At 41.5% G+C, this 24,075-nt stretch carries 23 protein-coding genes; 4 read left to right on the forward strand and 19 right to left on the reverse strand.

The window, feature by feature from the left end:
* Positions 1-14 precede the first annotated feature (14 nt).
* Positions 15-2,837 carry a 2-oxoglutarate dehydrogenase E1 component gene (locus RL70_RS15025; protein WP_039044221.1) on the reverse strand — a complete coding sequence of 941 codons (2,823 nt, stop codon included), beginning with the start codon at positions 2,835-2,837 and terminating at the stop codon, positions 15-17.
* A gap of 198 nt (positions 2,838-3,035) precedes the next feature.
* Entirely contained in the window at positions 3,036-4,118 is a 1,083-nt protein-coding gene (locus RL70_RS15030) for an undecaprenyldiphospho-muramoylpentapeptide beta-N-acetylglucosaminyltransferase (RefSeq protein ID WP_039044222.1), read from the reverse strand.
* A 119-nt stretch (positions 4,119-4,237) separates the two neighbouring features.
* Here RL70_RS15030 and RL70_RS15035 point away from each other — a divergent pair, with 119 nt between their 5' ends.
* Positions 4,238-5,593 carry an MATE family efflux transporter gene (locus tag RL70_RS15035; RefSeq protein WP_039044223.1) on the forward strand — a complete coding sequence of 452 codons (1,356 nt, stop codon included), beginning with the start codon at positions 4,238-4,240 and terminating at the stop codon, positions 5,591-5,593.
* An 88-nt stretch (positions 5,594-5,681) separates the two neighbouring features.
* Here RL70_RS15035 and RL70_RS18250 read toward each other — a convergent pair whose 3' ends face one another.
* From RL70_RS18250 to RL70_RS15085, 10 genes are all read right to left on the reverse strand, one after another.
* Complete coding sequence (locus RL70_RS18250) at positions 5,682-6,563, reverse strand: CAP domain-containing protein (RefSeq protein ID WP_039044224.1); 882 nt, start codon at positions 6,561-6,563, stop codon at positions 5,682-5,684.
* A 194-nt stretch (positions 6,564-6,757) separates the two neighbouring features.
* A complete protein-coding gene (locus tag RL70_RS15045) occupies positions 6,758-7,654 on the reverse strand; it encodes a GTP-binding protein (protein ID WP_039044225.1) in 897 nt (298 codons plus the stop codon).
* Between the two features lie 60 nt (positions 7,655-7,714).
* Positions 7,715-9,211 carry a S41 family peptidase gene (locus tag RL70_RS15050; RefSeq protein ID WP_039044226.1) on the reverse strand — a complete coding sequence of 499 codons (1,497 nt, stop codon included), beginning with the start codon at positions 9,209-9,211 and terminating at the stop codon, positions 7,715-7,717.
* Between the two features lie 77 nt (positions 9,212-9,288).
* On the reverse strand, positions 9,289-9,993 hold the full coding sequence (gene deoD / locus RL70_RS15055; protein WP_039044227.1) for a purine-nucleoside phosphorylase: 705 nt from the start codon (positions 9,991-9,993) through the stop codon (positions 9,289-9,291).
* 81 nt (positions 9,994-10,074) lie between these two features.
* Complete coding sequence (locus RL70_RS15060) at positions 10,075-10,296, reverse strand: YozE family protein (protein WP_039044228.1); 222 nt, start codon at positions 10,294-10,296, stop codon at positions 10,075-10,077.
* Positions 10,297-10,312: 16 nt separating this feature from the next.
* Complete coding sequence (msrB, locus tag RL70_RS15065; protein ID WP_039044229.1) at positions 10,313-10,735, reverse strand: peptide-methionine (R)-S-oxide reductase MsrB; 423 nt, start codon at positions 10,733-10,735, stop codon at positions 10,313-10,315.
* Positions 10,736-10,737: 2 nt separating this feature from the next.
* Complete coding sequence (gene msrA / locus RL70_RS15070; protein WP_039044230.1) at positions 10,738-11,259, reverse strand: peptide-methionine (S)-S-oxide reductase MsrA; 522 nt, start codon at positions 11,257-11,259, stop codon at positions 10,738-10,740.
* A 15-nt stretch (positions 11,260-11,274) separates the two neighbouring features.
* On the reverse strand, positions 11,275-11,853 hold the full coding sequence (locus tag RL70_RS15075; RefSeq protein ID WP_039044231.1) for a YpmS family protein: 579 nt from the start codon (positions 11,851-11,853) through the stop codon (positions 11,275-11,277).
* Positions 11,854-11,864: 11 nt separating this feature from the next.
* Positions 11,865-12,683: an SGNH/GDSL hydrolase family protein gene (locus RL70_RS15080; RefSeq protein WP_039044232.1), complete on the reverse strand. Its 819-nt coding sequence runs from the start codon at positions 12,681-12,683 to the stop codon at positions 11,865-11,867.
* A gap of 62 nt (positions 12,684-12,745) precedes the next feature.
* Positions 12,746-13,585: a DegV family protein gene (locus RL70_RS15085; protein ID WP_039044233.1), complete on the reverse strand. Its 840-nt coding sequence runs from the start codon at positions 13,583-13,585 to the stop codon at positions 12,746-12,748.
* Between the two features lie 73 nt (positions 13,586-13,658).
* Between RL70_RS15085 and RL70_RS15090 the strand changes: the two genes are divergently transcribed.
* Complete coding sequence (locus RL70_RS15090) at positions 13,659-14,294, forward strand: hemolysin III family protein (protein ID WP_039044234.1); 636 nt, start codon at positions 13,659-13,661, stop codon at positions 14,292-14,294.
* Between the two features lie 32 nt (positions 14,295-14,326).
* On the opposite strand, the gene RL70_RS15095 is transcribed toward RL70_RS15090, so the two are convergent.
* The 5 genes from RL70_RS15095 to RL70_RS15115 all read right to left on the reverse strand — a co-directional run bounded on the left by RL70_RS15095 (position 14,327) and on the right by RL70_RS15115 (position 17,959).
* On the reverse strand, positions 14,327-14,815 hold the full coding sequence (locus tag RL70_RS15095; protein ID WP_039044235.1) for a dihydrofolate reductase: 489 nt from the start codon (positions 14,813-14,815) through the stop codon (positions 14,327-14,329).
* Positions 14,816-14,830: 15 nt separating this feature from the next.
* Entirely contained in the window at positions 14,831-15,787 is a 957-nt protein-coding gene (locus RL70_RS15100) for a thymidylate synthase (protein ID WP_039044236.1), read from the reverse strand.
* A gap of 96 nt (positions 15,788-15,883) precedes the next feature.
* Positions 15,884-16,480, reverse strand: coding sequence for a YpjP family protein (locus RL70_RS15105; protein WP_039044237.1), 597 nt, complete (start codon positions 16,478-16,480; stop codon positions 15,884-15,886).
* Between the two features lie 262 nt (positions 16,481-16,742).
* Complete coding sequence (locus RL70_RS15110) at positions 16,743-17,525, reverse strand: class I SAM-dependent methyltransferase (protein ID WP_039044238.1); 783 nt, start codon at positions 17,523-17,525, stop codon at positions 16,743-16,745.
* A complete protein-coding gene (locus RL70_RS15115) occupies positions 17,522-17,959 on the reverse strand; it encodes a BrxA/BrxB family bacilliredoxin (RefSeq protein ID WP_039044239.1) in 438 nt (145 codons plus the stop codon). The genes RL70_RS15110 and RL70_RS15115 overlap by 4 nt, the downstream gene beginning before the upstream one ends.
* A 161-nt stretch (positions 17,960-18,120) precedes the next feature.
* Here RL70_RS15115 and RL70_RS15120 point away from each other — a divergent pair, with 161 nt between their 5' ends.
* Positions 18,121-18,774 carry a hypothetical protein gene (locus tag RL70_RS15120; protein ID WP_039044240.1) on the forward strand — a complete coding sequence of 218 codons (654 nt, stop codon included), beginning with the start codon at positions 18,121-18,123 and terminating at the stop codon, positions 18,772-18,774.
* A gap of 130 nt (positions 18,775-18,904) precedes the next feature.
* Here the strand turns inward: RL70_RS15120 and RL70_RS15125 are convergent, their stop codons facing one another.
* Both RL70_RS15125 and RL70_RS15130 read right to left on the reverse strand, forming a co-directional pair.
* Positions 18,905-20,032, reverse strand: a complete 1,128-nt coding sequence (locus tag RL70_RS15125; protein ID WP_039044241.1) for a virulence factor — start codon at positions 20,030-20,032, stop codon at positions 18,905-18,907.
* 15 nt (positions 20,033-20,047) lie between these two features.
* Positions 20,048-21,946 (reverse strand): ABC-F family ATP-binding cassette domain-containing protein, encoded by a 1,899-nt coding sequence (locus tag RL70_RS15130; RefSeq protein ID WP_039044242.1) that lies wholly within the window; start codon positions 21,944-21,946, stop codon positions 20,048-20,050.
* Between the two features lie 301 nt (positions 21,947-22,247).
* On the opposite strand from RL70_RS15130, the gene RL70_RS15135 reads away from it, so the two are divergent.
* On the forward strand, positions 22,248-23,741 hold the full coding sequence (locus RL70_RS15135; protein WP_039044243.1) for a peptide MFS transporter: 1,494 nt from the start codon (positions 22,248-22,250) through the stop codon (positions 23,739-23,741).
* The last annotated feature ends 334 nt before the right edge of the window (positions 23,742-24,075 follow it).

Raw genomic sequence — 24,075 nt, forward strand, 5'->3', positions numbered from 1 at the left:
AGGAATTGCTGTAATTAGTTTTTAAGTGCTTCTTCAATGATACGCTGCTGTTCAAGCTTATGCATTGTGCCATTTCCTTCTGAAGGACTTGCACGATAAATACGCCCCACGTAATTCACTTTTAAACCTTGAGAAATCTCATACAAATATGGTAGTGCAAATGACCATGAGCCCATATTCTTCGGCTCTTCTTGTACCCAAACGATTTCTTCAGCGTTCGGATATCGTTGAATGATAGCAGCTAATTTGTCAGATGGGAATGGATATAATTGTTCCACGCGTGCTATATGCAAGTGGTCGAATCCTTCTCCCTCTTTCACTTTTTCTGCTAGGTCTATTGCCATTTTACCACTAGTCATAATTACTTTCTTCACGCTGTCTACGTTCTTACCAGTATTCGGTTCTTCGAGTACTGTTTCAAAGTGACCTTCCGTCAAATCAGCAAGATCAGCACCCACGAGTGGATGACGCAGTAGTGATTTAGGTGTTGCAATGACGAGTGGACGTTCTGCTTCATCTCCAAGTATTGCCGCTTGTCTGCGAAGTACGTGGAAGTAGTTTGCGGCACTTGAAATATTCGCTACCGTCCAGTTGTTTTCAGCACAAAGCTGTAAATAACGCTCGATACGGCTGCTTGAGTGTTCAGGACCTTGCCCTTCGTAACCATGTGGCAGCATCATGATCAAACCAGATTGCTGACCCCATTTCGCATTACTAGAAGAGATAAATTGGTCATACATCACTTGAGCCATATTGGAGAAATCTCCATATTGTGCTTCCCAAACTGTAACGGTCTTCTCTTCTTCTAGATTATAACCGAATTCATAACCAACAACTCCCGCTTCAGTCAACGGACTGTTGTAAGCGACAAATGATGCGTTTGAGTCACTGATGTGATGAAGTGGTACAAATTCTTCACCTGTTTTCTCATCGTGAAGCACAAGATGACGATGGGCAAAAGTACCGCGCTGAATGTCTTGACCTGACATCCGAATTGGCTTGCCGTCTTGAAGAATTGAACCGAATGCAAGTTGTTCTGCATGCGCCCAGTCGATTTTTCCTTTTCCATTGAACGGATCTTGACGTCGTTTTAATATACGATCCAACTTACCGAACACATTGAAACTTTCTGGATAAGAGAGCAATTCCTCATTCATGCGACGAAGACGTTCTTCCGACACGCCCGTTTGAAGGTCTCTTGGATATCCTGCAAGTACAGCATCAGGAGTCGCATTGGAACTATTGCTAGTATCCGATGAAGACTCTTTTACTTTGTCATAAGCACGTTGCATCTCAGCAAATACGTCAGCATCCAAGTTCTCAACGTCTTGAGCGGTTAAGATGCCTTCTTTCGCTAGTTTTTCTCCATACAACTGACGAGCAGTCGGATGGTTGTGCACGTCTTGGTACATAACAGGGTTTGTAACCATTGGTTCATCCATTTCGTTGTGACCGTAACGACGGTAACCGAGAAGATCGATTAGAACGTCCTTACCAAATTTCTGTCGGTAGTTAAACGCGAATAATGCTGCGCCGATAACATCTTCTGGACTATCTGCATTCACGTGCAGAATCGGTACTTCGAATCCTTTTGCCATATCTGAAGAATAGTGTGTTGAACGTGAATCGTAATACTCTGTTGTAAATCCAATCATATTGTTCGCAATGACGTGAATGGATCCGCCAGTCTGGAATCCGCGAACACGGCTGAAGTTAAATGTTTCCTGTGTAATTCCTTCACCAGGGAACGCAGCATCTCCATGAACCATGACCGCATAAGCAGCATTCGTGTCTTGCACGGGAATTCCAGGGTGATCTGTATTCTCTTGTGCAGCTCGTGTTTGCCCTGCAATCACTGGATTTACGACTTCCAAGTGGGATGGGTTGTACGCTAGGAAACGATCCATGCCTGTTTTACCTTTGTACAAAGCACCAAGGTGATACTTCACATCGCCAAACCAGCCACGTGTCACTTCAACTGAACCATCTTCAGGCAGAAACGGTCCTGATGGTACACCTGCAAACTCTGCAAACATCATTTCATAAGGTTTGTTTAAAATGTGCGTAAGAACGTTCAAACGTCCTCTGTGTGCCATTCCGATTAGCATTTTTTTCGTTTCTGCTTCTTCAGAACGTCTCACCAATTCATCAAGGAAGATGACAAGCGTGTCAAGGCCCTCAATCGAGAATCGCTTCGCTCCTACAAACGTTCTGTGGATGAACTTCTCGAAACCTTCGATTCTAGTTAAACGATCTAACAATTGCTTTTTATCATCGGCTGTAAGGGAAACAGCTAATTTACCAGATTCGATGTTGTCTTTGATCCATTGTTTTTCCTCTACTTCGATCAAATGAGCGAATTCGTAAGCTATTTTGCCCGTGTAAAGGGATTTTAAATAGTTCACTGCATCCAGCGCATTCTCTACTTGTACAGGCACTTCTGTTAAGAAGAGTGATGCAGGCATTGCTTCTAGGTCACGTTCAGATAGATTATAAGCTGAAAGTTCAATTCGTGAAGCGTCTTTAGGACGGTCATTCAGCGGGTAAATATCAGCGTTTAGGTGTCCGTATGCCCGAATTGCATCCATGAGTTTGTATGCGGAAAGTACCTTACGGAAATCAGCTGGACTTCCTTGAGCTCCATCTGCTGTCGCTAAACTTGAGGAGCTATCGCCTCCCGTTTCAGGTCTACCGTTTCGCTTAAAGAATTCAGCAAGTTCCGGATCGATGGATTCTGGTGCATTTTTATAAAGCTCATACATTTCCATTACATAGCCAAGGTTCGGACCTGAAAAAGTTGCATACGGTGAACGCTCGGAACCAACACTGTTCGACATGAGTTATTACCTCCACATTTGCCTTTTGGCATGTTGCGCAAATTTTTATATCCATTTCTATGTTACCATGCAAACACTTGAACTGAAAGGGTTTCGTTCTAGTAACTACATGTATTATCCGCGGACTAGTTTACACCTTGTAGACTCTCTATGCAAGAATTTATAAAAGGCAAGTGTCTATTTTGTGGATAAATGGTTTTATACACTCATTCGACAAGAGAGAATTAGATTCGCCATTTCTTCGGGAGTTTTTGTTGCATCTGTCTGTTCCATAGTCGATACAATATTCGATTTATCATCAGCTAGACTAATAAGACCCGATTGTAAAGATGCTTCCGTGATGTCTTCTTCGTTAATTACGTGCGCAAAACCAAGTTTCTTAAAGTGCTTGGCATTCAATATTTGGTCTCCGCGACTTTTTTCAGCAGACAGCGGCACGAGAAGCATCGGTATACGAATGGCAAGTAATTCAAATATTGCGTTCGAGCCTGCACGGGAAAGTGCTAAATCTGATGCTGCCATCAGGTGTGGTAATCCTTCAGTAACATACTCAAACTGAATATACCCTACTGTTTGGTCTAGTGACTCGTCAAGATTCCCTTTACCGCATAGATGAATGATTTGAAAGTCCTTTAAAATAGTTGGTAAGTTCCCTCGTAATGCATCATTGAGAACTGCAGAGCCTTGGCTCCCCCCCATTACAATGACAACCGGCTTCTCCTCGGATAATCCGGACATTCTCAACCCAGTCTTCCGATCCCCTTCAAATAGTTCAGGACGAATAATGGCTCCTGTACATGAAGATCTCTCTGAGGGTACATAGGAAAGTGTTTCTTCAAACACAGTAAATATGTGCTTCACAAAAGGAAGTGCGATTTTGTTTGCTAAACCAGGAGATACGTCTGATTCGTGTGCAACGACTGGAACACGTGCAATTTTAGCCGCAAGTACTACAGGAACCGATACAAAACCTCCTTTAGAGAAAATGATTTCCGGTTTCAACTTACGCAAAATCGAAAAGGCTTGTAGAACACCTGCACCTACTCTGAAAGGGTCTGTGAAATTTTTCATTGAAAAATAACGTCTTAGTTTTCCACTATCAATTGAATGGTAAGTCACTTCTGGATGACCTTTACCGATTAAGTCTCGTTCAATTCCTTCATGGGATCCGATGTAATGTATCTCGTATCCTCGTTCTATAAATGTTGGGATAATTGCTTCGTTAACCGAGACATGACCCGCCGTTCCTCCACCTGTTAACACGATTACTGGCCGTTTCATTGGGGCCGTTCACCTCTACTATTCGTTAAAAATTTAAGTCATTCTCAAATGTTTCTTTTGATAGTATACCAAAATAAGCATGATACAATAAGGATTGAAACAAAAAAGGAGGGAAATCGATGGAATCTTCTCTTCCTCAGGAAAGAAAATCATTCCGTTTTGCCAAGATTGTCATGCCGATTTTAATCACACAGGTTGCACTGTACTTAGTAACATTCTTTGATATCCTTATGACCGGGAGATACAATACATACCATTTAGCCGGGGTAACGATTGGCTCATCGTTCTGGGTACCCGTTTATACAGGTCTTGCAGGAATCCTTATGGCGCTTACCCCGATTATTGCGCAACACGTCGGAGCTCGTCGGAGTGAGCATGTGCGACCGTCTGTTCAACAAGGTATCTATGTATCCGTTGCATTAGCAGCAGTCGTTTTTGGATTAATTCTTTTCGTATTCTTCCCAATTATCCGTACCATGTCACTCGAAGCACCAGTGAGTATTGTTGCGATTGACTATTTAAAAGGGATGAGTGTCGGTCTTGCACCATTGTTCGCATATACCGTATTGCGATCGTTCTTCGATGCGCTCGGTTCTACTCGAGTGTCGATGTTCATTATCCTAATTTCCGCTCCCATCAACGTGTTATTGAACTACTTATTAATCTACGGTCATTTCGGCTTCCCTGAGCTGGGTGGAGCTGGCGCTGGGTATGCTTCAGGAATTACATATTGGATTGTGTTTGCCATCGCCGGAGTAGTTGCAGTGACTGGTAAACCTTTTCAGAAATATGAGCTTATGAACCATTGGCAGTTGCCAAGTTGGTCATATTGGAAAGAGATTTTGTTCATTGGTGTACCGATTGGAATGTCCATTTTTATTGAGACCAGTATTTTTTCAGTCGTTACGTTATTGATGAGTTCTTATTCAACCGAAGTGATTTCTGCGCACCAAGTCGCACTAAACTTCACATCCTTGTTGTATATGATTCCACTTAGTATATCAATGGGTGCAACCATACTAGTCGGACAGTCGATTGGCGCAGGTCAATCTAATGATGCGAAGAAGTATAGCTTGCTTGGCATTAGTTTTGCTGTGATTTTTAGCTTTATAGGCATCGCAATATTATTAGGATTCCGCGAACCAATCGCTTCGTTATACACGACAGACAAGTCAATCATTACATTGGCTTCCCAGTTTTTCATATTTGCATCGCTATTTCAGTTGTCGGACGCTGTTCAAGCACCCATACAAGGGGCGTTACGAGGTTACAAGGATGTCAACATCACATTCCTGATGGGCTTTATCTCCCTATGGGTGATTGGACTTCCTGTTGGCTATGTATCAGCAACCTATACCGATCTTGGACCCTTTGGATTTTGGGTAGGTTTAATTGCCGGATTAACAGTTGGAGCAATTGCGTTAAGTATTAGACTAAGAGTTGTTCAGAAAAGACATGAACTTCAAGTGAAATAAATGAGTATTTTAGTTACATGAACGACTTCATATATAAAAAGGCTGTCCGGGAAAGTCATATTTCGACTTTTCCGGACAGCCCTTTATTTTATTTTTGTATGAATTGTTGTGTCCAATAGTTACCTTTTGCATCGTAACCGATTCCAATGTGAGTGAAGCCAGGAGTCAAGATATTTTGACGGTGTCCAGGAGAATTCATCCATCCTTTGACGACTTCTTCTGCACTACGTTGTCCCATTGCAATGTTTTCAGCAGCAGCACGGTACGTAATACCGTTCGCTTTCATCTGGTCAAACGGTGAGCCGTATGTTGGGCTCGTATGAGAAAAGTAATTTTTAGAAGCCATGTCTGCAGATTTTGCACGAGCAGTCTTCATTAATTTATCATCCATTTGAAGAGGTTTCAAACCTGCTTTTTGACGTTCTGCATTGGTAAGCGTCAAGACCGCTTTTTCGATTTGACTTGCAGAAACTTGTCCTTGACCCTGATCGGGTTTTTCTTCAGGTGTTGGATTAGTTGGTGGTGTCGGTTTTTCAACTGGTGTATCTGGCTTTTCTACAGGTGTATCTGGTTTTTCAACTGGTGTATCTGGCTTTTCTACAGGTGTGTCCGGTTTTTCAACTGGCGTATCTGGCTTTTCTACAGGTGTGTCCGGTTTTTCAACTGGCGTATCTGGTTTTTCTACAGGTGTGTCCGGTTTTTCAACTGGCGTATCCGGCTTTTCTACAGGTTTCTCTTGTGGCTTAACATAGTGTTTCTTTAACCAACTAGCTAACCCATTGTAATAGGCTTGTAGATCCCCCTTGTTGTATTTGAGTTGTGTTGGGAGTTGGTGTAGATTCCCCTCCACTGTAATTGTTTTTACTACTTTGTTAACTTGAGCAGAATCTAGAGTTGAAGCTTCTGCTTGGCTAGTGTTCGGCAATACGAGTGCCGAACCGAGTAAGATGACTGCTATCGATTTTTTCATCTTGTACGCCTCCCTTCGAAACTATCGTAAACGAAGAAGGCTGACGGAAAACTGGAATACCTTGGAGACATCCCCACTCCATATCTCGTAGACTAAGAAAAAAGAGTTCAAGAGTGAGTCCATTGGATATCTATGGATTTCGGATGAATTATTGGATATCAGATCGTGTTGACAAACCATTATAAAGCGTATATTTAATCGTTCCAGTCAATCTGTTCAATGCCTTCCCCAATCATGACAAGGCGTTCAGGCATCTTTACATATTCGGGCATCCAATTAACCATGCCGTAAGCATATTGGAACAACATCGGATTTTTGACACCTTCAATAGGAATATATCCTTTCATACGATAAACGGTGTCCGGAAGTGATACAGTCCATGCTTCTACATCCTCTTTTTTTACAGGACGAGAAAACGAAATGACTTTCGATGAAAGTGGTAAATTCTTACCTGAGATGATCGGTTGTTGAGTAGATTTTTCAGCCGACAATGTTTTCTCGATGAATGAAAAATCCAATTTGCCTTGAACCGTCTGAACAATAGGTGCAGACGTGTTTAAGTTAGCAAGTTCCATAGATATTGTTGCTAATTGAGACTCAGTCACTAAGTCAGACTTGTTTAAAGCAATGATATGCGCGTGGCGAATTTGTTCCAACATTAATGAGTGAATTCTAGGTAAAAGCTCTTCACGATGGAGCCAGCGGGGTGCATCTGCCACTGTAACAATACCTTTTACTTGAAGTCGATCTGCAAATAAGGGTGAATACACCGCGTCCAGAGCTTCCACTGGATGTGCAGCGCCCGTAGTTTCAATTAGAATGACATCAATGCCTTCGTAGTCTTCCAATAGCGCTTGTAATTGCGCCTCTGTCTTTTCAGACCCCGTACAACAAATGCAACCACTCAATAATTCTTTCAACGGCACATCCCCAGATGCTGATACGGAATCTGAGTCCACTGGTAACTCCCCGAATTCATTCATCAAAACAGCCGGTTTTTTTCCAGCCGCTTTTAGTTGTGCAATTGAATGTAGAAGGAGCGAAGTTTTACCGCTCCCTAAGAAACCGCTATATAGATACACATCAATCATTACCTTCAGTCCTTTCTAGTAGAGAAGGCGCCCAATCCGGTTGGATTGGGCGCCTTCAGCTCATTTACCGATTTTGTCGACCACAACTTGTTTTGCTTTCAACAACTGTGGATCGTCTTTTTCGATTTTTTCACGGAGTTTGTTCATGAGACCAATTGCAGTATCTCCTGTCAAAACACCAGTTTCCTCAAGTTTAAGATCGGCTTGAAGTTTTTTTACAGCTTGTGTCATTGTTGCATCGAATAGGCCATCAACTTTCCCTACATCATACCCAACTGCTTTCAACATTTCTTTAGCAGTTTCAGTATTAGCGGAAACCCGTCCTTCTTTCATTTCTTCAGATGGGTCTAGGAAAGGCAACATCGCATAAGAAGGATAGTCTACTTTCACATCTGGTTCAATTCCTTTTTTATGGATCCAATTGCCGTCCGGTGTCAACCATTTTGCAGTAGTGATTTTCAAATTGGAACCGTCTTTCATATCTAACGGAGATTGAACTGTACCTTTACCAAATGTTTTAATTCCTACAATCGGAGTGTCCGAGGATTCTTTTAAAGCACCCGCTAGAATTTCTGATGCCGATGCACTTCCATCATCGACAACCAGAGCAACAGGAACTTCTACTTTTCGACCTTCAGATGCTGGATAGAGTACTGGTTTCTTACCTTTTTCTTCAGTTTGAAGGATTGTTTTTCCTTTGTCCAAGAATAGATCAGAAATTTTCAGAGCACCATCTAGGACACCGCCGGGATTTTGTCGGACATCGAGTACTAGCCCTTTCATTCCTTTGGCTTCCATATCGTCTAATGCTGTTAGTAACTCGTCGTACGTATGCTCCGAGAATGTTGTCATACGAATATGCGCAATTCCACCGTCTAGCATTTCTGCATAAACAGTTTCTACCGGAATGTCATCACGTTTTATTTTCACTTCGAAAGGTTCTGCTTTTTCTCCACGCTTGATCGTTAATGTAACGGTCGTCCCTTTTTCACCACGGATGAGCATGACAGCTTCTGAAGAAGACATGCCTTGAATGCTTTTACCATCGACCGCTTGAATCAGGTCGTTCGGCAACAAGCCTTCTTTTTCAGCAGGTGAATTTTTTATTGGGGAAACAACTTTGATATAGCCGTCCGCTTCTTGGATCTCAGCACCGATACCTTGGAAGCTTGATGAAATATTCTCCATCAGATGTTCAGTCTCTTCTGTATTCAAGTAATCTGAATACGGATCATCTAAAGCATCTACCATCCCATTTATCGCGCCATCCAATACAGCTTTGTCGTCAATATCTTCAAAATATTTTTTCTTAATTTCGTCATACGCGTCATAAAACTTTTGGAATTCCTGACGATCGTTTTTTTGAGGACTTACCACTTCGACAACTTTGTCATCACCAAACGTAAGTGCAAAAAACGTAATTCCTGCAGTAAGAATGACTAATGTGAAAATCAACATGACGAATGAGAACGGCTTGATCTTAAAATATCGATTGTGAGCAGGATGTTGTTCCGGCTCTGGTGGCCGGTTTTGCTCTTTTTGTTCATTTTCGTCCATTCGCGATCCCACTTTCTACTTCTTAATACGTATATAGTCGAAAAAGGGCCGCTAACTGGCTGGCGGCCCCATTTGGATTATTCCTGAATAGCGGCTTCTAGAGCAACTTCTATCATTTCGTTGAACGTTGTTTGACGTTCTTCAGAAGTTGTTGCTTCACCTGTCAGAATATGATCGCTTACTGTAAGAACAGAAAGAGCTTGGCAACCATGCTTTGCAGCAAGAGTATACAATGCAGCCGTTTCCATCTCTACAGCTAGAACTCCATAAGAAGCAAGCTTCTCGTGTTCTGCGTGCTCGTTGTAGAAAAAGTCTTCAGTGAAAACATTTCCTACTTGCAGGTGTAAACCTTTCTCTTTACCTGCGTTATAAGCTTTCAAAAGCAAATCGAAGTTTGCTGTTGGAGCATAGTCCACATCGTTGAAGAACGTGCGGTTAATTGGAGAATTTGTTGTCGCACTTTGAGCAAGGATGACGTCACGTACTTTCACGTCTTTTTGAATAGCACCACAAGTTCCAACGCGAATCAGTTTCTTCACGCCAAATTCTTGCATTAGTTCAGTCGTGTAAATTGAAATCGATGGAACACCCATTCCAGTTCCTTGAACAGAAATACGCTTTCCTTTGTACGTTCCTGTGTAACCGAACATATTACGAACTTCGTTGTATTGGACTACATCTTCAAGGAATGTTTCTGCAATATACTTCGCGCGGAGAGGATCTCCAGGAAGTAGGATCGTATCGGCGACATCGCCTTTTTTCGCATTAATATGTATACTCATCTCTACATAGCACCTCTTTTTTCATTTTCTGTACTTATCATACAGTTAAACAGGCGGTATTGCAACGGTTCCACCGCCCGATTAAAGGAATCGATCTTCGAAATGACGATACAGTTCGTCAAACAGAACTGAAGGCATTTGTGGATCGGCTTTTTCTTCAATATAGCGTGACAACGTATCGAAAGAACGTTCATACCTTGGAAAACTTTGATCCTTAAACATGCTTTCAGCAAATATAGAATGTGAATCGTTTTTTTCGCCACCACGATAGGACAAAACAAATTGATAAAAAGAGCGGTCCATCCGCGGACCCCCTTTCTTATTGGAATTGAGCTTTGTAGTCGCCCAGACCTTCTTCTTCGAATTTTTCAACAGGTACAAAACGAAGAGCTGCTGAGTTAATGCAGTAACGAGTTCCCGCTTCCCCAGGACCATCCGGGAAGACATGTCCTAAATGCGAGTCTGCTGTTTTGCTGCGTACTTCAGTTCTACGCATTCCATGTGTAGTGTCGAAGTGCTCAGTCACTTCTTCTTTTTCAATGGGTTTTGTAAAACTTGGCCACCCACATCCCGCATCATACTTATCTTTTGAACTGAATAGAGGTTCTCCTGAAACAATGTCTACATAGATTCCATTTTCAAAATGGTTGTCGAACTCATTACGGAATGGAGGTTCAGTTCCTTGTTCCTGTGTGACATGATATTGCATTTCGGTTAATCGATTTTTCAAATCCTCTTTCATGATCACTCACTCCAATTCTCTGATTTAAATCGTTCTCTACCAGACCCAACTGAATAGCGCTTATAATGTCCTGGATTTTTCTTATAATAATCTTGATGCCCCTCTTCTGCCAAATAAAACGGTTTAGCAGGTAGAATTTCAGTAGCTATGGACTTCGAAAATTTTCCTGACTGTTCTAGTTCAAGCTTAGATTGTTCAGCTTCTTTCTGTTGCTCAGCTGAATGATAAAAAATTGCGGTTCGGTACGACTCCCCACGATCGAAAAATTGTCCCCCACTATCTGTGGGGTCAATCTGACGCCAAAAGATATCCAATAATTCTTGATATGAAATGACTTCGTTGTCAAATTCAATTTGAACCGCTTCTCGATGACCTGTTGTTTCTGAACAGACAAGTTCATAAGATGGGTTCGGCACGTCTCCGCCAGTATAGCCGGAGACAACTGAATAGACACCATCGTACTTATGAAACGGCTTTACCATACACCAAAAACAGCCACCCGCAAACGTTGCATATTTCTTCATGACGTAAACCACTCCTTATTTTTTGAGGATGGATACTTCAAGTAAGATTTCATCCTTTTCTAGGTTGAACGATTTTGCACGCACCGATACATCCTTCGCAACTGGTACTTTCGATAAATCAATGAAAAGCTCTTCTTCTTTTGGTCGAACCATCATCCAAGAAGGCAACTTAACGGAATCCCGTAAAACCTTTAAAACAGTTGATGGTGGAATGTTTAATTGACCCAATTCCATGGAAGACTGTTTTAATATCAAATTCCCATCTTTTTGCACGATGGGATCAAAATGCATAATAACTGGTAGCGTAAAGGAAAACACTGTTAGCTCTGAATAAAGGATTACGTCATCCTTCACTTTCATTTGAACAGGTAATTCTTCACCTTTCATAGCTTCACGGATATACGTATTTGCAATTCCTTCAAAATCCTTTTTTGTCGTACGGACTGTAAGGATATTAGCATCGCCTTTTTCGATCACTTCTGCTTCAGGTAACGGCTCTGAGCTCCCCGCAGAACCTAATAAAAAGAGAACACCTGCAAATCCTGCTGCTACCATTCCTGATAATGTGAAAAAAGCAATTTTCCATCGGTTCAAGCGATCATCTCCTACCTGTCCATTTCCCCTTGGAACAGTTCTTGCAAACCACAATCCTCCAAGTATTTCATATAGCGTTCTTCCATCAACGTATAGCCTTGTGCATTCGGATGAAAAAAGTCTGTATGATAGACAATATTTGTATTTTCTTCAAACAAATCTGCGACGGGTACAAAACAGCTATTGCCGTCCAATTCGATCCTTGTTTCAATTGCCGCATTCCAATCATCAATGATGTCGTCAAATTCTTTTACCTCGTCGGTAATAAGTAATATTGGATTATATAACCCTGACATGACAATAGGTGCATCCGGATTGAGGGCTCGAATTGTTCCAAAAATCTTATCTAGCCGTTCTTCGTACTTGCCGAGTTCTTTATAAAAAGGTTTTGTCTTCAACTTAAACAAATTGGCTTTTAATACTTTCATAATATCATTTCCGCCAATAGTAATGAATATTACGTCTGCGTCTTCAATTGAAGCCTGAATATCAGCTTCCTCAAGCTGTTGGGCAAGCTGGTCACTTCGACGACCTCGTTTTGCCAAGTTTTCCGTTTCCACGAAAGAAATACCTTCCCATTCAGTCAGATCTGAAGCTACCCGTTCAAAATAACCGCCCTTTTTCATTTCATCTCCTACACCTTGTGTCAATGAATCTCCCAGTCCCACAACGTGTAACGACTTCGGCACAAAATTAGTTGGGATATCCCAATTGGAAAACTCTATGTCTCGTCTTTCCGTAAAAGGCTCTGCATTATTTCTGAACACCTGATCACATCCCGTTAGTACCAATGAGAAGGCAAGTAAAATTATCCATGCTCTTCTTCTCATTTTTAAGTTTCCTCATTTCCTTTATATTATCAGACTCATGAATTACCAATAGAGTCATGTTCTCATTCAGTGTAGTACATAAAACCGATTGCGCCTGCTCCGGTGTGCGTACTGACAATAGGTGAGGTGAACGAAAACCTTATATCAGTGAAACCACTTTCTTCGATTAGACGTTTCAATGGTTCTGCCATTGCTAAACCGTGTGCATGGGAAATCCCTACACCTTTCACTATTTTCCCCGCTGTATCTTCTTTAAACGAGGTGAAAAGTTGTGCGGCAACTTGCTTATGACTTCTCGCTTTGCCAACAGGCGTATAGACACCATCCTGAAGAGAGGCAATTGGTTTAATGTTAAGTAACGATCCAATGACAGCTTTCCCCTTACCAATACGACCACCTTTAACAAGATTATCTAATTTGTCAACGACTACATAAAGCATTGTTTTAGATCGTACTTCGTTCAAATGTTGAACAATTTCATCCATCTTTTTCCCAAGCTGCGCTAATTTAGCTGCCTCAATCACTTGAAAAGATAATGCATGTGAAATATATCGGGAATCGATGACTGTAACAGGAGTCTCTGTCATCTCAGCAGCCGCTTCCGCTGATTTTACAGTTCCACTCATTCCGCCCGTCATATGGATGGAAATCACTTCACTCCCATCTTTACCGAGTTCATCGTATAACTCCGTAAAGATACCTGATGAAGGTTGAGAGCTCTTTGGCAACTCTTTTGCCGCCGCCATCTTTTCTAGAAATTCCAGTGGTTTGATGTCGATTTGATCTTGATAGATATCTCCGTCAATATGAATGGATAGAGGGACAACTTGAATCCCGTATTTTTTAATTTCTTCTTCTGATAAATCTGCTGTTGAATCTGTTACGATTTTGATTTTGCTCATGTCATTCTCTCCTCTGTCAGTGGAAACCATGTTTCTATTTTAGTATAATGAACGAAAAGGAGGCTTTTCGCCAATGGAAAGCGCATTTGACTATAAAACCCGTAAAGAGGAGCGATGGAATGCCATAACGCACGGTATCGGAGTACTCTTAAGTATTCCTGCTCTTGTCTTCCTCATTTTAAAAGGGGTTCAGCAAGGCGATGCACTCGCGCTCGTCAGTTACATTATTTTTGGTGTCTCCATGATTTTGTTGTATTCGATGAGTACACTTCTTCATAGTTTACCGGAAAAGTTCAAAAAGCTTTTCTCCATCTTCGATCATTCTGCCATCTATTTTTTAATTGCAGGTACCTATACCCCATTTGTTTTACTTGCAATCGGCGGTAGTTTCGGATGGACGCTCTTCGGTATCGTTTGGGGGTTAGCGATCTTTGGAACGCTTTTTAAAGTATTCTTCATCCATCGTTTCGAAATTGTATCCCTCATCCTTTATATCGTTATGGGATGGTTAATCGTTATTGCTATAAAACCATTATACGATACACTCACAGGAACTGGAATTGCGCTGCTCGTTGTGGGCGGTGTGTTGTATACACTTGGTGCTTTAGTGTATGCATGGCGTAGTCTCCCATACAACCATGCGATTTGGCATCTGTTCGTTTTAGCTGGCAGCGCTTCCATGTATTTTAGTGTTTTGTTCTTTGTATAGATAGGGAAGGCAGCCAAAAAGGCTGCCTTTTTTCATGCTGCTGTTTCGCGTTCATAAATGTGATAAGCGTAAGCGAGACCGTCTTCAGTGAGATGATCATTGGATTCTGAGATGAGTTTCCATCCCATGTTATATGGTGGGAAAAACGTATCTCCCTTATATGTACGACGAATAATCGTCGTGTAGAGTCGATCAGCGTATGGCATTGCCATTTCGAAGATTTGAGCGCCACCAATTACCATGACTTCATCTGCATAGCTTTCAGCACGTGCAATGGCTTCTTCCAACGAATGGACAATGACGACACCTTCAGCTTGGTAATCCTGATCACGTGTAAGGATGATGTTCAGACGTCCAGGTAGTGGCCTACCAATAGATTCGAACGTTTTCCTACCCATAATGATTCCTTTTCCCATCGTTTTTTCTTTGAAATATTTTAACTCCTCTGGGATATGCCAAGGCATTTCGTTGTCTACCCCAATAACACGATTCTCATCATGCGCTGCCAATAATGAAATCATAGTGTGCCTCCTTTTTTAAACAGCAATCGGTGCTTTGATCCTTGGATGTGGATTGTAATTCGATAGGACAATGTCAGATGTCGTTAGATCGAATATTGACTTGCCTTCCATGTTGACACTTATTGTTGGTAACTCTCTTGGTTCCCTGCTCAATTGCTCTTTTACTTGGTTGACATGATTCGAATAAATGTGAGCGTCGCCTAATGTATGGATGAATTCTCCTGGGATCAGTCCTGTTTCTAATGCAATCAAATGAATCAGTAGCGCATACGATGCAATGTTAAAAGGTACACCGATAAAGATATCTGCACTCCGCTGATACAGTTGGCACGACAATTTCCCATCCGCTACGTAAAATTGGAACAACGCATGGCAAGGTGGTAATGCCATGTCTTCCATTTCCGTCGGATTCCATGCTGTCACAATATGTCGTCTCGAATCAGGATTATTTTTTAACCCTTCGATCAACTTTGCGATCTGGTCGATTGGCTTTTGTCCAGATTCAGCCGATCCATTCCCCCAGCTTCGCCACTGTTTTCCATATACAGGACCAAGGTCGCCGTATTTTTCAGCAAATGATGGATCTTCAAGTATCCGCTTTTTAAAGTGTGCCATTTCAACTTCATACTTTGCACGGAATTCATCATCAACTGGAGCACGTCTTCCGAAGTCCGTCATATCAGGTCCAGTATACTCTTCACTCTTGACCCATTTTTCAAACGCCCATTCATCCCAAATCGGATTGTTTTCTTCCACTAATGTGCGGATGTTTGTGTCTCCTTTTAAAAACCATAGAAGTTCTGATACAATCAGGCGAAACGCCGTCTTTTTAGTAGTCATTAATGGAAACCCTTTTTGTAGGTCATATCGCATCTGATAACCAAATACACTCATAGTGCCAGTCCCTGTGCGATCCCCTTTTTGAATGCCTGTATCCAGCACGTGCTGGCAAAGTTCTAAATATTGTTTCATTGTACACCCTCCTGTTACTCTCTAGTCTTACTATACCAAGTGAAGGTTACCTATTACAAATTCCAAGAAGTCAACAAAAAACCACCCAGTCAGCTGTTAGGACAGCCACCTTGGTGGTGTGTTTTTGGACCAGTAAACATCTCCTAGCGTGTGATGCGTTTGATAGTCGTCTTCAGGTAGATGGTAATGGAAGTTAAAGAAGTACCCATCTTGCGGACGTTTCTCTGTTCTCACGTGGAAAAGAAGCAAATTTTTATCTGCATCTACATCTTTAATATTAAATATTTTTTCAGCGGTTCCGCCAGAAGGTTGTTCTGAAATAGCTAATTTTCGATTCATTTGTACATGTTCACCAATTTTTTCACGAATGACTTGCTCGATTTGAGGGAAAATCACTTCGTCAAATTCATCTTCAATAATAGGTCCGATTTTTGAACCGAATTTTGTGAATGCGAGTGTGTGTGCCCCATTTACAAGGTCTTCTTCAGTAAGAAAATCTTCAGTAGCTTCAAGTCTATTAAAATACGAATCGTCAAAATCAACGGCATACTGAGTTGTATGCTGAGGTTGGTCAGTTTCTTTTACATCTTCCTTTTCATGAAGAGTCGACCAGATTTCATGAGAAGGAGAAATGACACCAAATGTCACGAATGCGACTGATATGATCATCAGTTGCTGTAACCATTTTTTCATATCCCATCACCTACACTTATGTATTTTTAAACAACCGCTTTCTGAACAGTACGAAAAATAACCGAAAAGGTTCCCTCTTTTCTAATTTCATTGTACAATAAACTTTAGAGTACGTGTATGTTTTTTAAGGAGGTTACTCAGATGGATTTTCAATTAATCGCCGGAATCGGCATGCTAGTATTCATCCTATACTTAAGTTCATTTAATTTCACGCATTAATTCACAAAACGCCAATCGGTTTCTAACGAGACCGATTGGCGTTTTATTTTTCTATAAACCCGAAATGGAACTTTGTATTGGGTCTTATAATTTGTGTAAAACCAAATTGTTCAAAGACCGGATCGTTGAAATGCGCTTTCACTACAACTCGTTTTCTAGCAACACGCCTTGCTTCGGAAACCCACTCCTCTGTCAGACCCCCATGAACCCCTACTTGCCGCAATGGTGCAAAGCTAGATGACTCAGAGATGGTTTGTGAGAACATAGGATCCAAATAGACCACATCCCATGTATCATCAGATAATCCTGTTAAGAATGTGGGTGCTGATTCGTGTACCACAGAAATCCTCTGCATCGCGTCCTTCAATTCTTGGAATTTAGGTTGGAATTGTGTCAATCCTGTTGCCGTGATGAATGCGACATCAGGATCTGCTTCAATCCCCTTTACTTTACCTGTAGCTCCAACTGCAAAAGATGCCACAATACTATCTGTCGCTAAACCAAGCGTGCAATCTAAAAATGAGTTCCCCGGTTCTAACTGACACATTTCAACGAGTGGATCTGTTTCCCCTTTTAGCAAACGTTTCAATCGAAAAGCAGCTGTATCCGGGTGAAAGAAAAAAGGTTCACTCATTGTCTGTCTGTACAACTCATAACGTTCTTTTCCTGCTACTAGGAGATCACACGAATTGGATACCATTAGATTTTTCACAGATTGTTTGTTGCGCGGAATTCGCTCGTAGCCGAGTGCGTGTTGCGCAGCCAAAGCACGAGTTTCTGTTACCTCATTTGGTCGTCCAGCGGTTGTAATCAGTACACGTTTCACGACACGGTGACTTGGTTCAGAGCACCTGTCAAGTGATCTCTTACTTGTTCCATTTCAAACCCTTCAATTTGCTCTCGAGGTATGAAGTATACAAGTTCGCCATTCTTTACAATTGCTATTGAAGGTGAACTTGGTGGTACTTCAGGAAAGTAATTACGCATTTGAGCTGTGGCTTCTTTTTCCTGTCCTGCAAACACAGTAAATAAGTGGTCTGGTTGCTGATCCACTAGACTCAATGCTTCGCGTACAGCAGGTCTAGCAAGTCCAGCGGCACAACCGCAAACCGAATTGATGACGACAAGTGCAGTTCCTTTATGTTCATCCATCGCAGATGTCACATCTTCTTCTGTTAGTAGCTCTGTAAAGCCAGTAGCAACTAATTGTTGACGCATTGGTTGAACAATGCCTTGCATGTATTCTTCATAAGCATTCATTGTAAATAGCCTCCCTCAAGATCTGTGGTGTTCTATGCGATACACCGCTCATTCCTATTCTACATGGAAAACTCCCGAATGAAAACGAACGGCATTTGAAACCAGAAAAGACTCTACCTGTGATACACTACATACAGACTTTACACGCAAGGAGAATTTTCATGGATATTAAACACCAACAACTTAATGCTTATTACTACCAACGTTTTACTCAAAGGAATTTTGACGAAAAAGATGTACTCGGCTTTTTAACTGTAGCTGGTAACGATCCTCAATTTGAAGTGTTGTTTGCACTAAAGGAACTTGTAACAACGCGCGATACAGATACGAACTCTGTCAAACCCTATTTCGATCGAGCCCATGACGTCATTAGTAGACTTGGTTCAGGGGGACCGAAAGAGAAAATCCAACTTCTTTTTTCCTTCAAGGAAATCCGAAATGGACTCAACCATTATTTCACAGACAACGGTTTTGAAAAATTGGAGATTGGCGCAGTCAGTGATGTACTCCTCTGTTTAATTTCACTTCTTCAAGGAATACAAATTCATAGCGGAAAGAATCGTCGCGTATCCGGAAGTTTATGCTTCGGAGCGTCTCATAAAGAGCTCCTCCTAATGGGTACTATTAAGACAACTGTTCGCGGACGCTCCGTTCCTGTCACATTCCCGATACTCGCTGTTAAAAACGAGTATGAAAATGTTCAGAAGCAAGATGATGCTGACAGTCCATACCTGTTTGAAACAACAATTGCAGAAATCGTCTCAAACGAAGGCAAACTTATCGTAACATTCCCGGAAATACCATCACATGTATAAAAAAAGCAGTGCCTACTGAATCTTAATCAGTCGGCACTGTTTTTTTTTATTGAATCGCTTGTAGCTTGCTTATTGGCAATCTGATTATCAAGATGTAATTGATCCTGAGTACTTCTTTAGCTAACACCCTTTACTTCGGAGAGCTTCTCAATTCCGTCATCTGCTTCCAAATGGAACCTTTTGCATCTTCACCTTCTTCAATACGCTCAATTGCCATTTTGATTTGCAATTTCACTTCAAACTCAAGGTCTTCAGCTGCTTCCAGGAGTGCAGGTAATGATTCCTCAGTTCCTGTTTCATACAAGAACATCGCCGCACGCCAGCGCACGAGTTTATTTTTGTCCTTTAACAGCTCTATTGCTGCATGTTCAAATTCGGGGAAACCCAAATCACTCATACAATCCCCTGCTGTCCGTCGTACGGCCCAGCTTTTGTCCTGTAATGCTTTCTCAATATATGGAACGACTTCAAGTGACTCGATCATTCCTAAGTAAACAGCCGCTAGTCGTCGGATTGACATCTTTTCATCTGTTAATGCACAATCGAGCAATGGTAAGTCGCCAATCGTCGGATCTTCCATTTGGTCGAGTAACCGGAAACGTGTTTCCCACTCATCTGTTTCAAAGTCTGCTAACGAAACCTTTTTACGCTCATGTCTACTTTGCGTAGTCCCTTGAAGCGAGCTATTTACAATTGCAGACAAACGCTCCTCAGGATACGCGGCTTCGACTTCATTCACCACGGTTTCTCCTATTTCTTCTTTGCTGCCATAGCGGATTCCGTAATCCGCCCACTTGCGAAGAAGGATATAATTCTCGACTTCAGCGCTATGAACTTTCTCCATAGCTACTTCGAATCGTTCACTTAACGGAAACCGCTGTTCACTGTCGCTGTCGAAAACTTTGACCTGAAGCGGAATCTCCTTATAAGTTTGGACATGGACATAGACTTCGCCGTAATGTTCCGTAGCTTCTGACTCAACTTCAGTCTGTTCGGAAATTCCCTTACTGAATACATTTCGAACTTCCGCTAAGATTGTTTCCCATTGGACATTACCTGCGCGTTCAATTGCCATGAAGTTCATAACGTGATAAATCCCTTTAATACCCTTAACCTGTAATAATTGAGCCACAGGTTCTGGAGCTGTTGCAGCATCTTCTTTTTTATAATTGTGCGTTTCCAACATCGGGAGTTCCGTATCCAACACAATTTTCATGGAATTTGGGCTTGGTGTCGGTTCGATCGATACAATATTCATAACTTGCGACCTCCTTTAGGGTTCCATCAATTCTTCTAAAATAGACCATCGTTCAATTAAATATTCGGATCTTTCATTCAGTGCGTCCAGTTTTTTTGTCAGATCATTTAACTTATCATAATCTGCACCACACGTACTCATTTCCGTTTCAGTGTTACCGATTGCTACCTCAGTTTCTTCAATTTCTTTTTCAATGGTTTCCCATTCGCGTTTTTCTTTATAGGTCGGTTTCTTCTTAACGGATGTTTCTTTTACGTGTTCAGTCGGTTTCTCCTCAGTCACAAATGGTTCAGTGACCTGTTTTGGAGTTTCCTTGAAACGTGCGTTCTCTAAATAATCGGTGTAGGACATGAAAACGGTCTCTATATTGCCTTTCCCGTCAAGTACCCAAAGTTTCGTTGACGTTCGGTCCAAGAAGAACCTGTCGTGGGAAATCGTCAAAACGACTCCGGGAAAAGTATCTATAAACGTTTCAAGAACCGAAAGCGTTTCCAAATCCAAATCGTTTGTCGGTTCATCCAATAACAGGACATTTGGTTGTTCCATGAGTAACTTCAGTAAATACAAGCGCTTTCGCTCGCCTCCTGAAAGTTTACCAATAGGTGTTCCGTGAGCAGATGCGGGGAATAAAAAGCGTTCCAACATTTGGGAAGCAGAAATCCGGTTGCCCTCTCCATCTTCGATATCATTTGAAGTCTCCCGAATGTATTCAATGATGCGTTGCTTTTCTTGCATTTCTGGTAAATGCTGTTTAAAATAAGCAATTTTAACCGTCGTTCCTCGTTCGATGATTCCTTCATCGGGTTCCAATAAGCCGTCAAACATATTGACTAACGTTGTTTTCCCAGCACCATTAGGACCTACAATTGCAATACGGTCTCCTGATTGAAGAAGCGCAGAAAACTGATGGATCACTGTTTTGCCGTTGAACGATTTGGAAATATCTTTCGCTTCAAGTACTTTTTTTCCTAAGCGTGAAGTTTTAAGCCCAGCGTCCATCTCTTCTTTGACGGTCCCACTTTTCACTTTCTGTTCAAGTTCTTCAAATCTTCCAATCCGCGCTTTCTGTTTTGTAGAACGTGCCTTAGCGCCGCGTCGAATCCATTTCAGCTCGGAACGATAACGGTTTTTAAGCTTATCTTCTGTTGCAGCATTCATTTCCTCACGAAGTGCTTTCGCTTCAATATAATCTCCGTAGTTGCCTTTATGGGCATAAAGCGTCTTATCCGCAAGTTCGAAAATAGAAGTAGAAATTGCATCCAAGAAATACCGATCGTGTGTGACGAATAATACAGCGCCAGACAAATTCTTGATGAAGTCTTGCAACCAGGTGATTGAAGCTACATCCAAATGGTTGGTAGGCTCATCTAGGAGTAAGAGGTCAGCTGGTTCAATGAGGGTTTTCGCAAGCATCACACGCTTTCGTTGGCCACCAGAAAGTTCGCTCATATTTTTGTCATACGTCTCAATTCCGAGCTTAGATAGAATCATTCTTGCTTGTGTATTAATATCCCATGCATTTTGCTCGTCCATCTGTGTTTGATACTTTGCAAAATGTGCTTGGTTTTCTTCTGAATCTGGATTTTCAGTGAGTGCTTGTAGAGCATGCTCATAATTCAAGTTCAACCTAATGATGGAAGCATCACTTTGGAATACGGCTTCCATTACGGTTAAAGAGGGATCGATTATCGGATCTTGTGGCAGATAAGCGATTCGATAATTATTTGGATGATCCTTTGATATTGTATCTGCATCTTCGGTACCGGCGATAATAGAGAGCAGTGTCGACTTTCCCGTTCCGTTTATGCCAAGCAAGCCAGTTTTTTCTCCTGACGTAATGGTGAAATCTATTGCGCGAAATAATGTTTTCTCGCCAACCGTTTTTGTGAGGTTTTCTATAATCATTTGACTCATGATAACACTTCCATTCTATAACCTGCTGTTTTCATAATACCTTATCTTCGTACCTTTTTGTAGGAAAAGCCTTATTGTTCAAGTGTTACAACTGATTCTTTTAAGGGTACATAAGTTGACTGTGCATTATTTGAAGGATTTATTATCTAAAAATACCTTCAAAATCAATTCAGCCTATTCGAACAAACATAAAAGTCAAGGAAATCAGCATTATAAGACTTATTTTATTTTAGAATATATTATTTTCAGACTACCACTAAAAGTGGTACTATGTTCTTCATAGATAAAAGGAGGATTTATCATGTCACAGCTGTCAAAAAAGGAAATCGTTGAAAGCGTTCCACAAAAAGGCTTCTTCGGTCATCCAAAAGGATTGTTCTCGTTGTTCTTCACAGAATTCTGGGAGCGCTTTTCTTACTACGGGATGCGAGCTATTCTCGTTTTCTATATGTATTACGAAGTATCAGAAGGCGGTCTAGGAATTGAACAAGGAACCGCACTTGCTATTGTTTCGCTATATGGTTCCCTCGTCTACATGTCAGGGGTCATTGGTGGCTGGTTGGCGGACCGAGTGTTCGGCACCTCACGTTCTGTCTTTATAGGCGGAATTTTCATAATGCTCGGGCACATTGTACTTTCTTTCCCTGGAAATCTTGGAATGCTCTTCTTCTCAATGGCATTAATCGTCATTGGTACAGGTTTACTCAAGCCTAACGTTTCAAGCATGGTTGGAGATATTTACCCTGAAGGTGACAATCGTCAAGATGCTGGATTCAGTATCTTCTATATGGGGATCAACCTAGGTAGCTTCATTGCACCACTTACTGCCGGAACAATCGGAACAGAATACAATTTCCATCTAGGATTTAGTGTAGCTGCATTTGGTATGTTCCTTGGTCTTGTTATGTTTGTAATCACTAAGAAAAAGAACTTAGGTCTTGCAGGAACCTATGTCGCAAACCCATTATCTCCTGCCGAGAAGAAAACCACGATCAAAATTGTCGGAATTGCAGTTATTATATTAGCAATTCTAGTTGCAATCGCAATTCCAACTGGATATCTAACTTTGAATTCATTCACAGCTTTAGTCGGTATTCTCGGATTCGCCATTCCTGCAACGTATTTCGTTGTCATGTATCGCAGTCCTAAAACAACATCTGTTGAAAAATCACGCGTACTCGCTTACATTCCGCTGTTCTTAGCAGCTGTTATGTTCTGGTCCATTGCAGAGCAAGGATCAACGATTTTAGCGTTGTATGCAGATAAAAGAACGAACTTGGATTTCTTAGGAATTCACATTTCGCCTGCATGGTTCCAATCACTGAACCCATTATTCATCATCATTTTCGCACCAGTCTTTGCATGGCTTTGGGTTAAGCTTGGTGACCGCCAGCCTTCAATCCCTCACAAGTTCTCGCTTGGATTGCTGTTTGCGGGTATTTCATTTATTGTCATCCTGCTTCCTGGCGTTATGAGTGGTACAGATGCATTAGTAAGCCCAATTTGGCTGGCATTAAGTATCTTTACGCTCGTACTCGGTGAATTGTGTATTTCACCAGTCGGATTATCAGCTACAACGAAACTTGCGCCTTCAGCGTTTACTGCACAGACGATGAGCCTTTGGTTCTTGTCGAATGCGGCAGCACAGGCATTGAATGCACAGCTTGTTAAATTCTATTCTGCTGATACTGAAATGCTCTATTTCGGAATTATCGGTGGGGTTGCGATCGTGCTTTCTATCATCGTGTTCTTTATCTCCCCTATCATTTCTCGTTATATGAAGGGTGTTCATTAATTCTATCAAAAAAGCTGTTTCCTTAGATTGAAACCGCTCAAGACTGTAGACAAACTCCAGTAATCTTTGGGGTTGCCTACAGTCTTTTTTCTTTTACAATAGGTTTAACTATGAAAAGTTGATTTACGCTGCAAGCGGACGCTATGCTTTTCCTTGGCATCGACAAAGACGCGTTCAACTGTCTCCTTACATTTTATAGACTTCTTTGATTTCATATCGGTGTTCCAAATCTTACGCTACATCTAGTTAGTCTTGCCAGCTGGACACGGAGTTCTCCAATTGCATTCTCTGCTTGAATGATGTGAATGTGTCAAAGGACATTCAGTTGATTGAA

It is taken from the genome of Sporosarcina sp. ZBG7A (genome assembly GCF_000813425.1).
In the GTDB taxonomy this organism is placed as follows: Bacteria; Bacillota; Bacilli; order Bacillales_A; family Planococcaceae; genus Sporosarcina.

Bases quoted from the DNA above. Each gene is read 5' to 3' on its own strand.
- RL70_RS15090 (WP_039044234.1), top strand. From the start codon at position 13,659: ATGGAAAGCGCATTTGACTATAAAACCCGTAAAGAGGAGCGATGGAAT.
- RL70_RS15080 (WP_039044232.1), bottom strand. From the start codon at position 12,683: ATGAGAAGAAGAGCATGGATAATTTTACTTGCCTTCTCATTGGTACTA.
- RL70_RS15100 (WP_039044236.1), bottom strand. From the start codon at position 15,787: ATGAAACAATATTTAGAACTTTGCCAGCACGTGCTGGATACAGGCATT.
- RL70_RS15095 (WP_039044235.1), bottom strand. From the start codon at position 14,815: ATGATTTCATTATTGGCAGCGCATGATGAGAATCGTGTTATTGGGGTA.
- deoD (WP_039044227.1), bottom strand. From the start codon at position 9,993: ATGAGTATACATATTAATGCGAAAAAAGGCGATGTCGCCGATACGATC.
- RL70_RS15025 (WP_039044221.1), bottom strand. From the start codon at position 2,837: ATGTCGAACAGTGTTGGTTCCGAGCGTTCACCGTATGCAACTTTTTCA.
- msrB (WP_039044229.1), bottom strand. From the start codon at position 10,735: ATGAAAGAGGATTTGAAAAATCGATTAACCGAAATGCAATATCATGTC.
- RL70_RS15060 (WP_039044228.1), bottom strand. From the start codon at position 10,296: ATGGACCGCTCTTTTTATCAATTTGTTTTGTCCTATCGTGGTGGCGAA.
- RL70_RS15030 (WP_039044222.1), bottom strand. From the start codon at position 4,118: ATGAAACGGCCAGTAATCGTGTTAACAGGTGGAGGAACGGCGGGTCAT.
- RL70_RS15050 (WP_039044226.1), bottom strand. From the start codon at position 9,211: ATGGACGAAAATGAACAAAAAGAGCAAAACCGGCCACCAGAGCCGGAA.
- RL70_RS18250 (WP_039044224.1), bottom strand. From the start codon at position 6,563: ATGAAAAAATCGATAGCAGTCATCTTACTCGGTTCGGCACTCGTATTG.
- RL70_RS15125 (WP_039044241.1), bottom strand. From the start codon at position 20,032: ATGAATATTGTATCGATCGAACCGACACCAAGCCCAAATTCCATGAAA.
- RL70_RS15135 (WP_039044243.1), top strand. From the start codon at position 22,248: ATGTCACAGCTGTCAAAAAAGGAAATCGTTGAAAGCGTTCCACAAAAA.
- RL70_RS15045 (WP_039044225.1), bottom strand. From the start codon at position 7,654: ATGATTGATGTGTATCTATATAGCGGTTTCTTAGGGAGCGGTAAAACT.
- RL70_RS15120 (WP_039044240.1), top strand. From the start codon at position 18,121: ATGGATATTAAACACCAACAACTTAATGCTTATTACTACCAACGTTTT.
- RL70_RS15115 (WP_039044239.1), bottom strand. From the start codon at position 17,959: ATGAATGCTTATGAAGAATACATGCAAGGCATTGTTCAACCAATGCGT.
- RL70_RS15105 (WP_039044237.1), bottom strand. From the start codon at position 16,480: ATGAAAAAATGGTTACAGCAACTGATGATCATATCAGTCGCATTCGTG.
- RL70_RS15035 (WP_039044223.1), top strand. From the start codon at position 4,238: ATGGAATCTTCTCTTCCTCAGGAAAGAAAATCATTCCGTTTTGCCAAG.
- msrA (WP_039044230.1), bottom strand. From the start codon at position 11,259: ATGAAGAAATATGCAACGTTTGCGGGTGGCTGTTTTTGGTGTATGGTA.
- RL70_RS15085 (WP_039044233.1), bottom strand. From the start codon at position 13,585: ATGAGCAAAATCAAAATCGTAACAGATTCAACAGCAGATTTATCAGAA.
- RL70_RS15130 (WP_039044242.1), bottom strand. From the start codon at position 21,946: ATGAGTCAAATGATTATAGAAAACCTCACAAAAACGGTTGGCGAGAAA.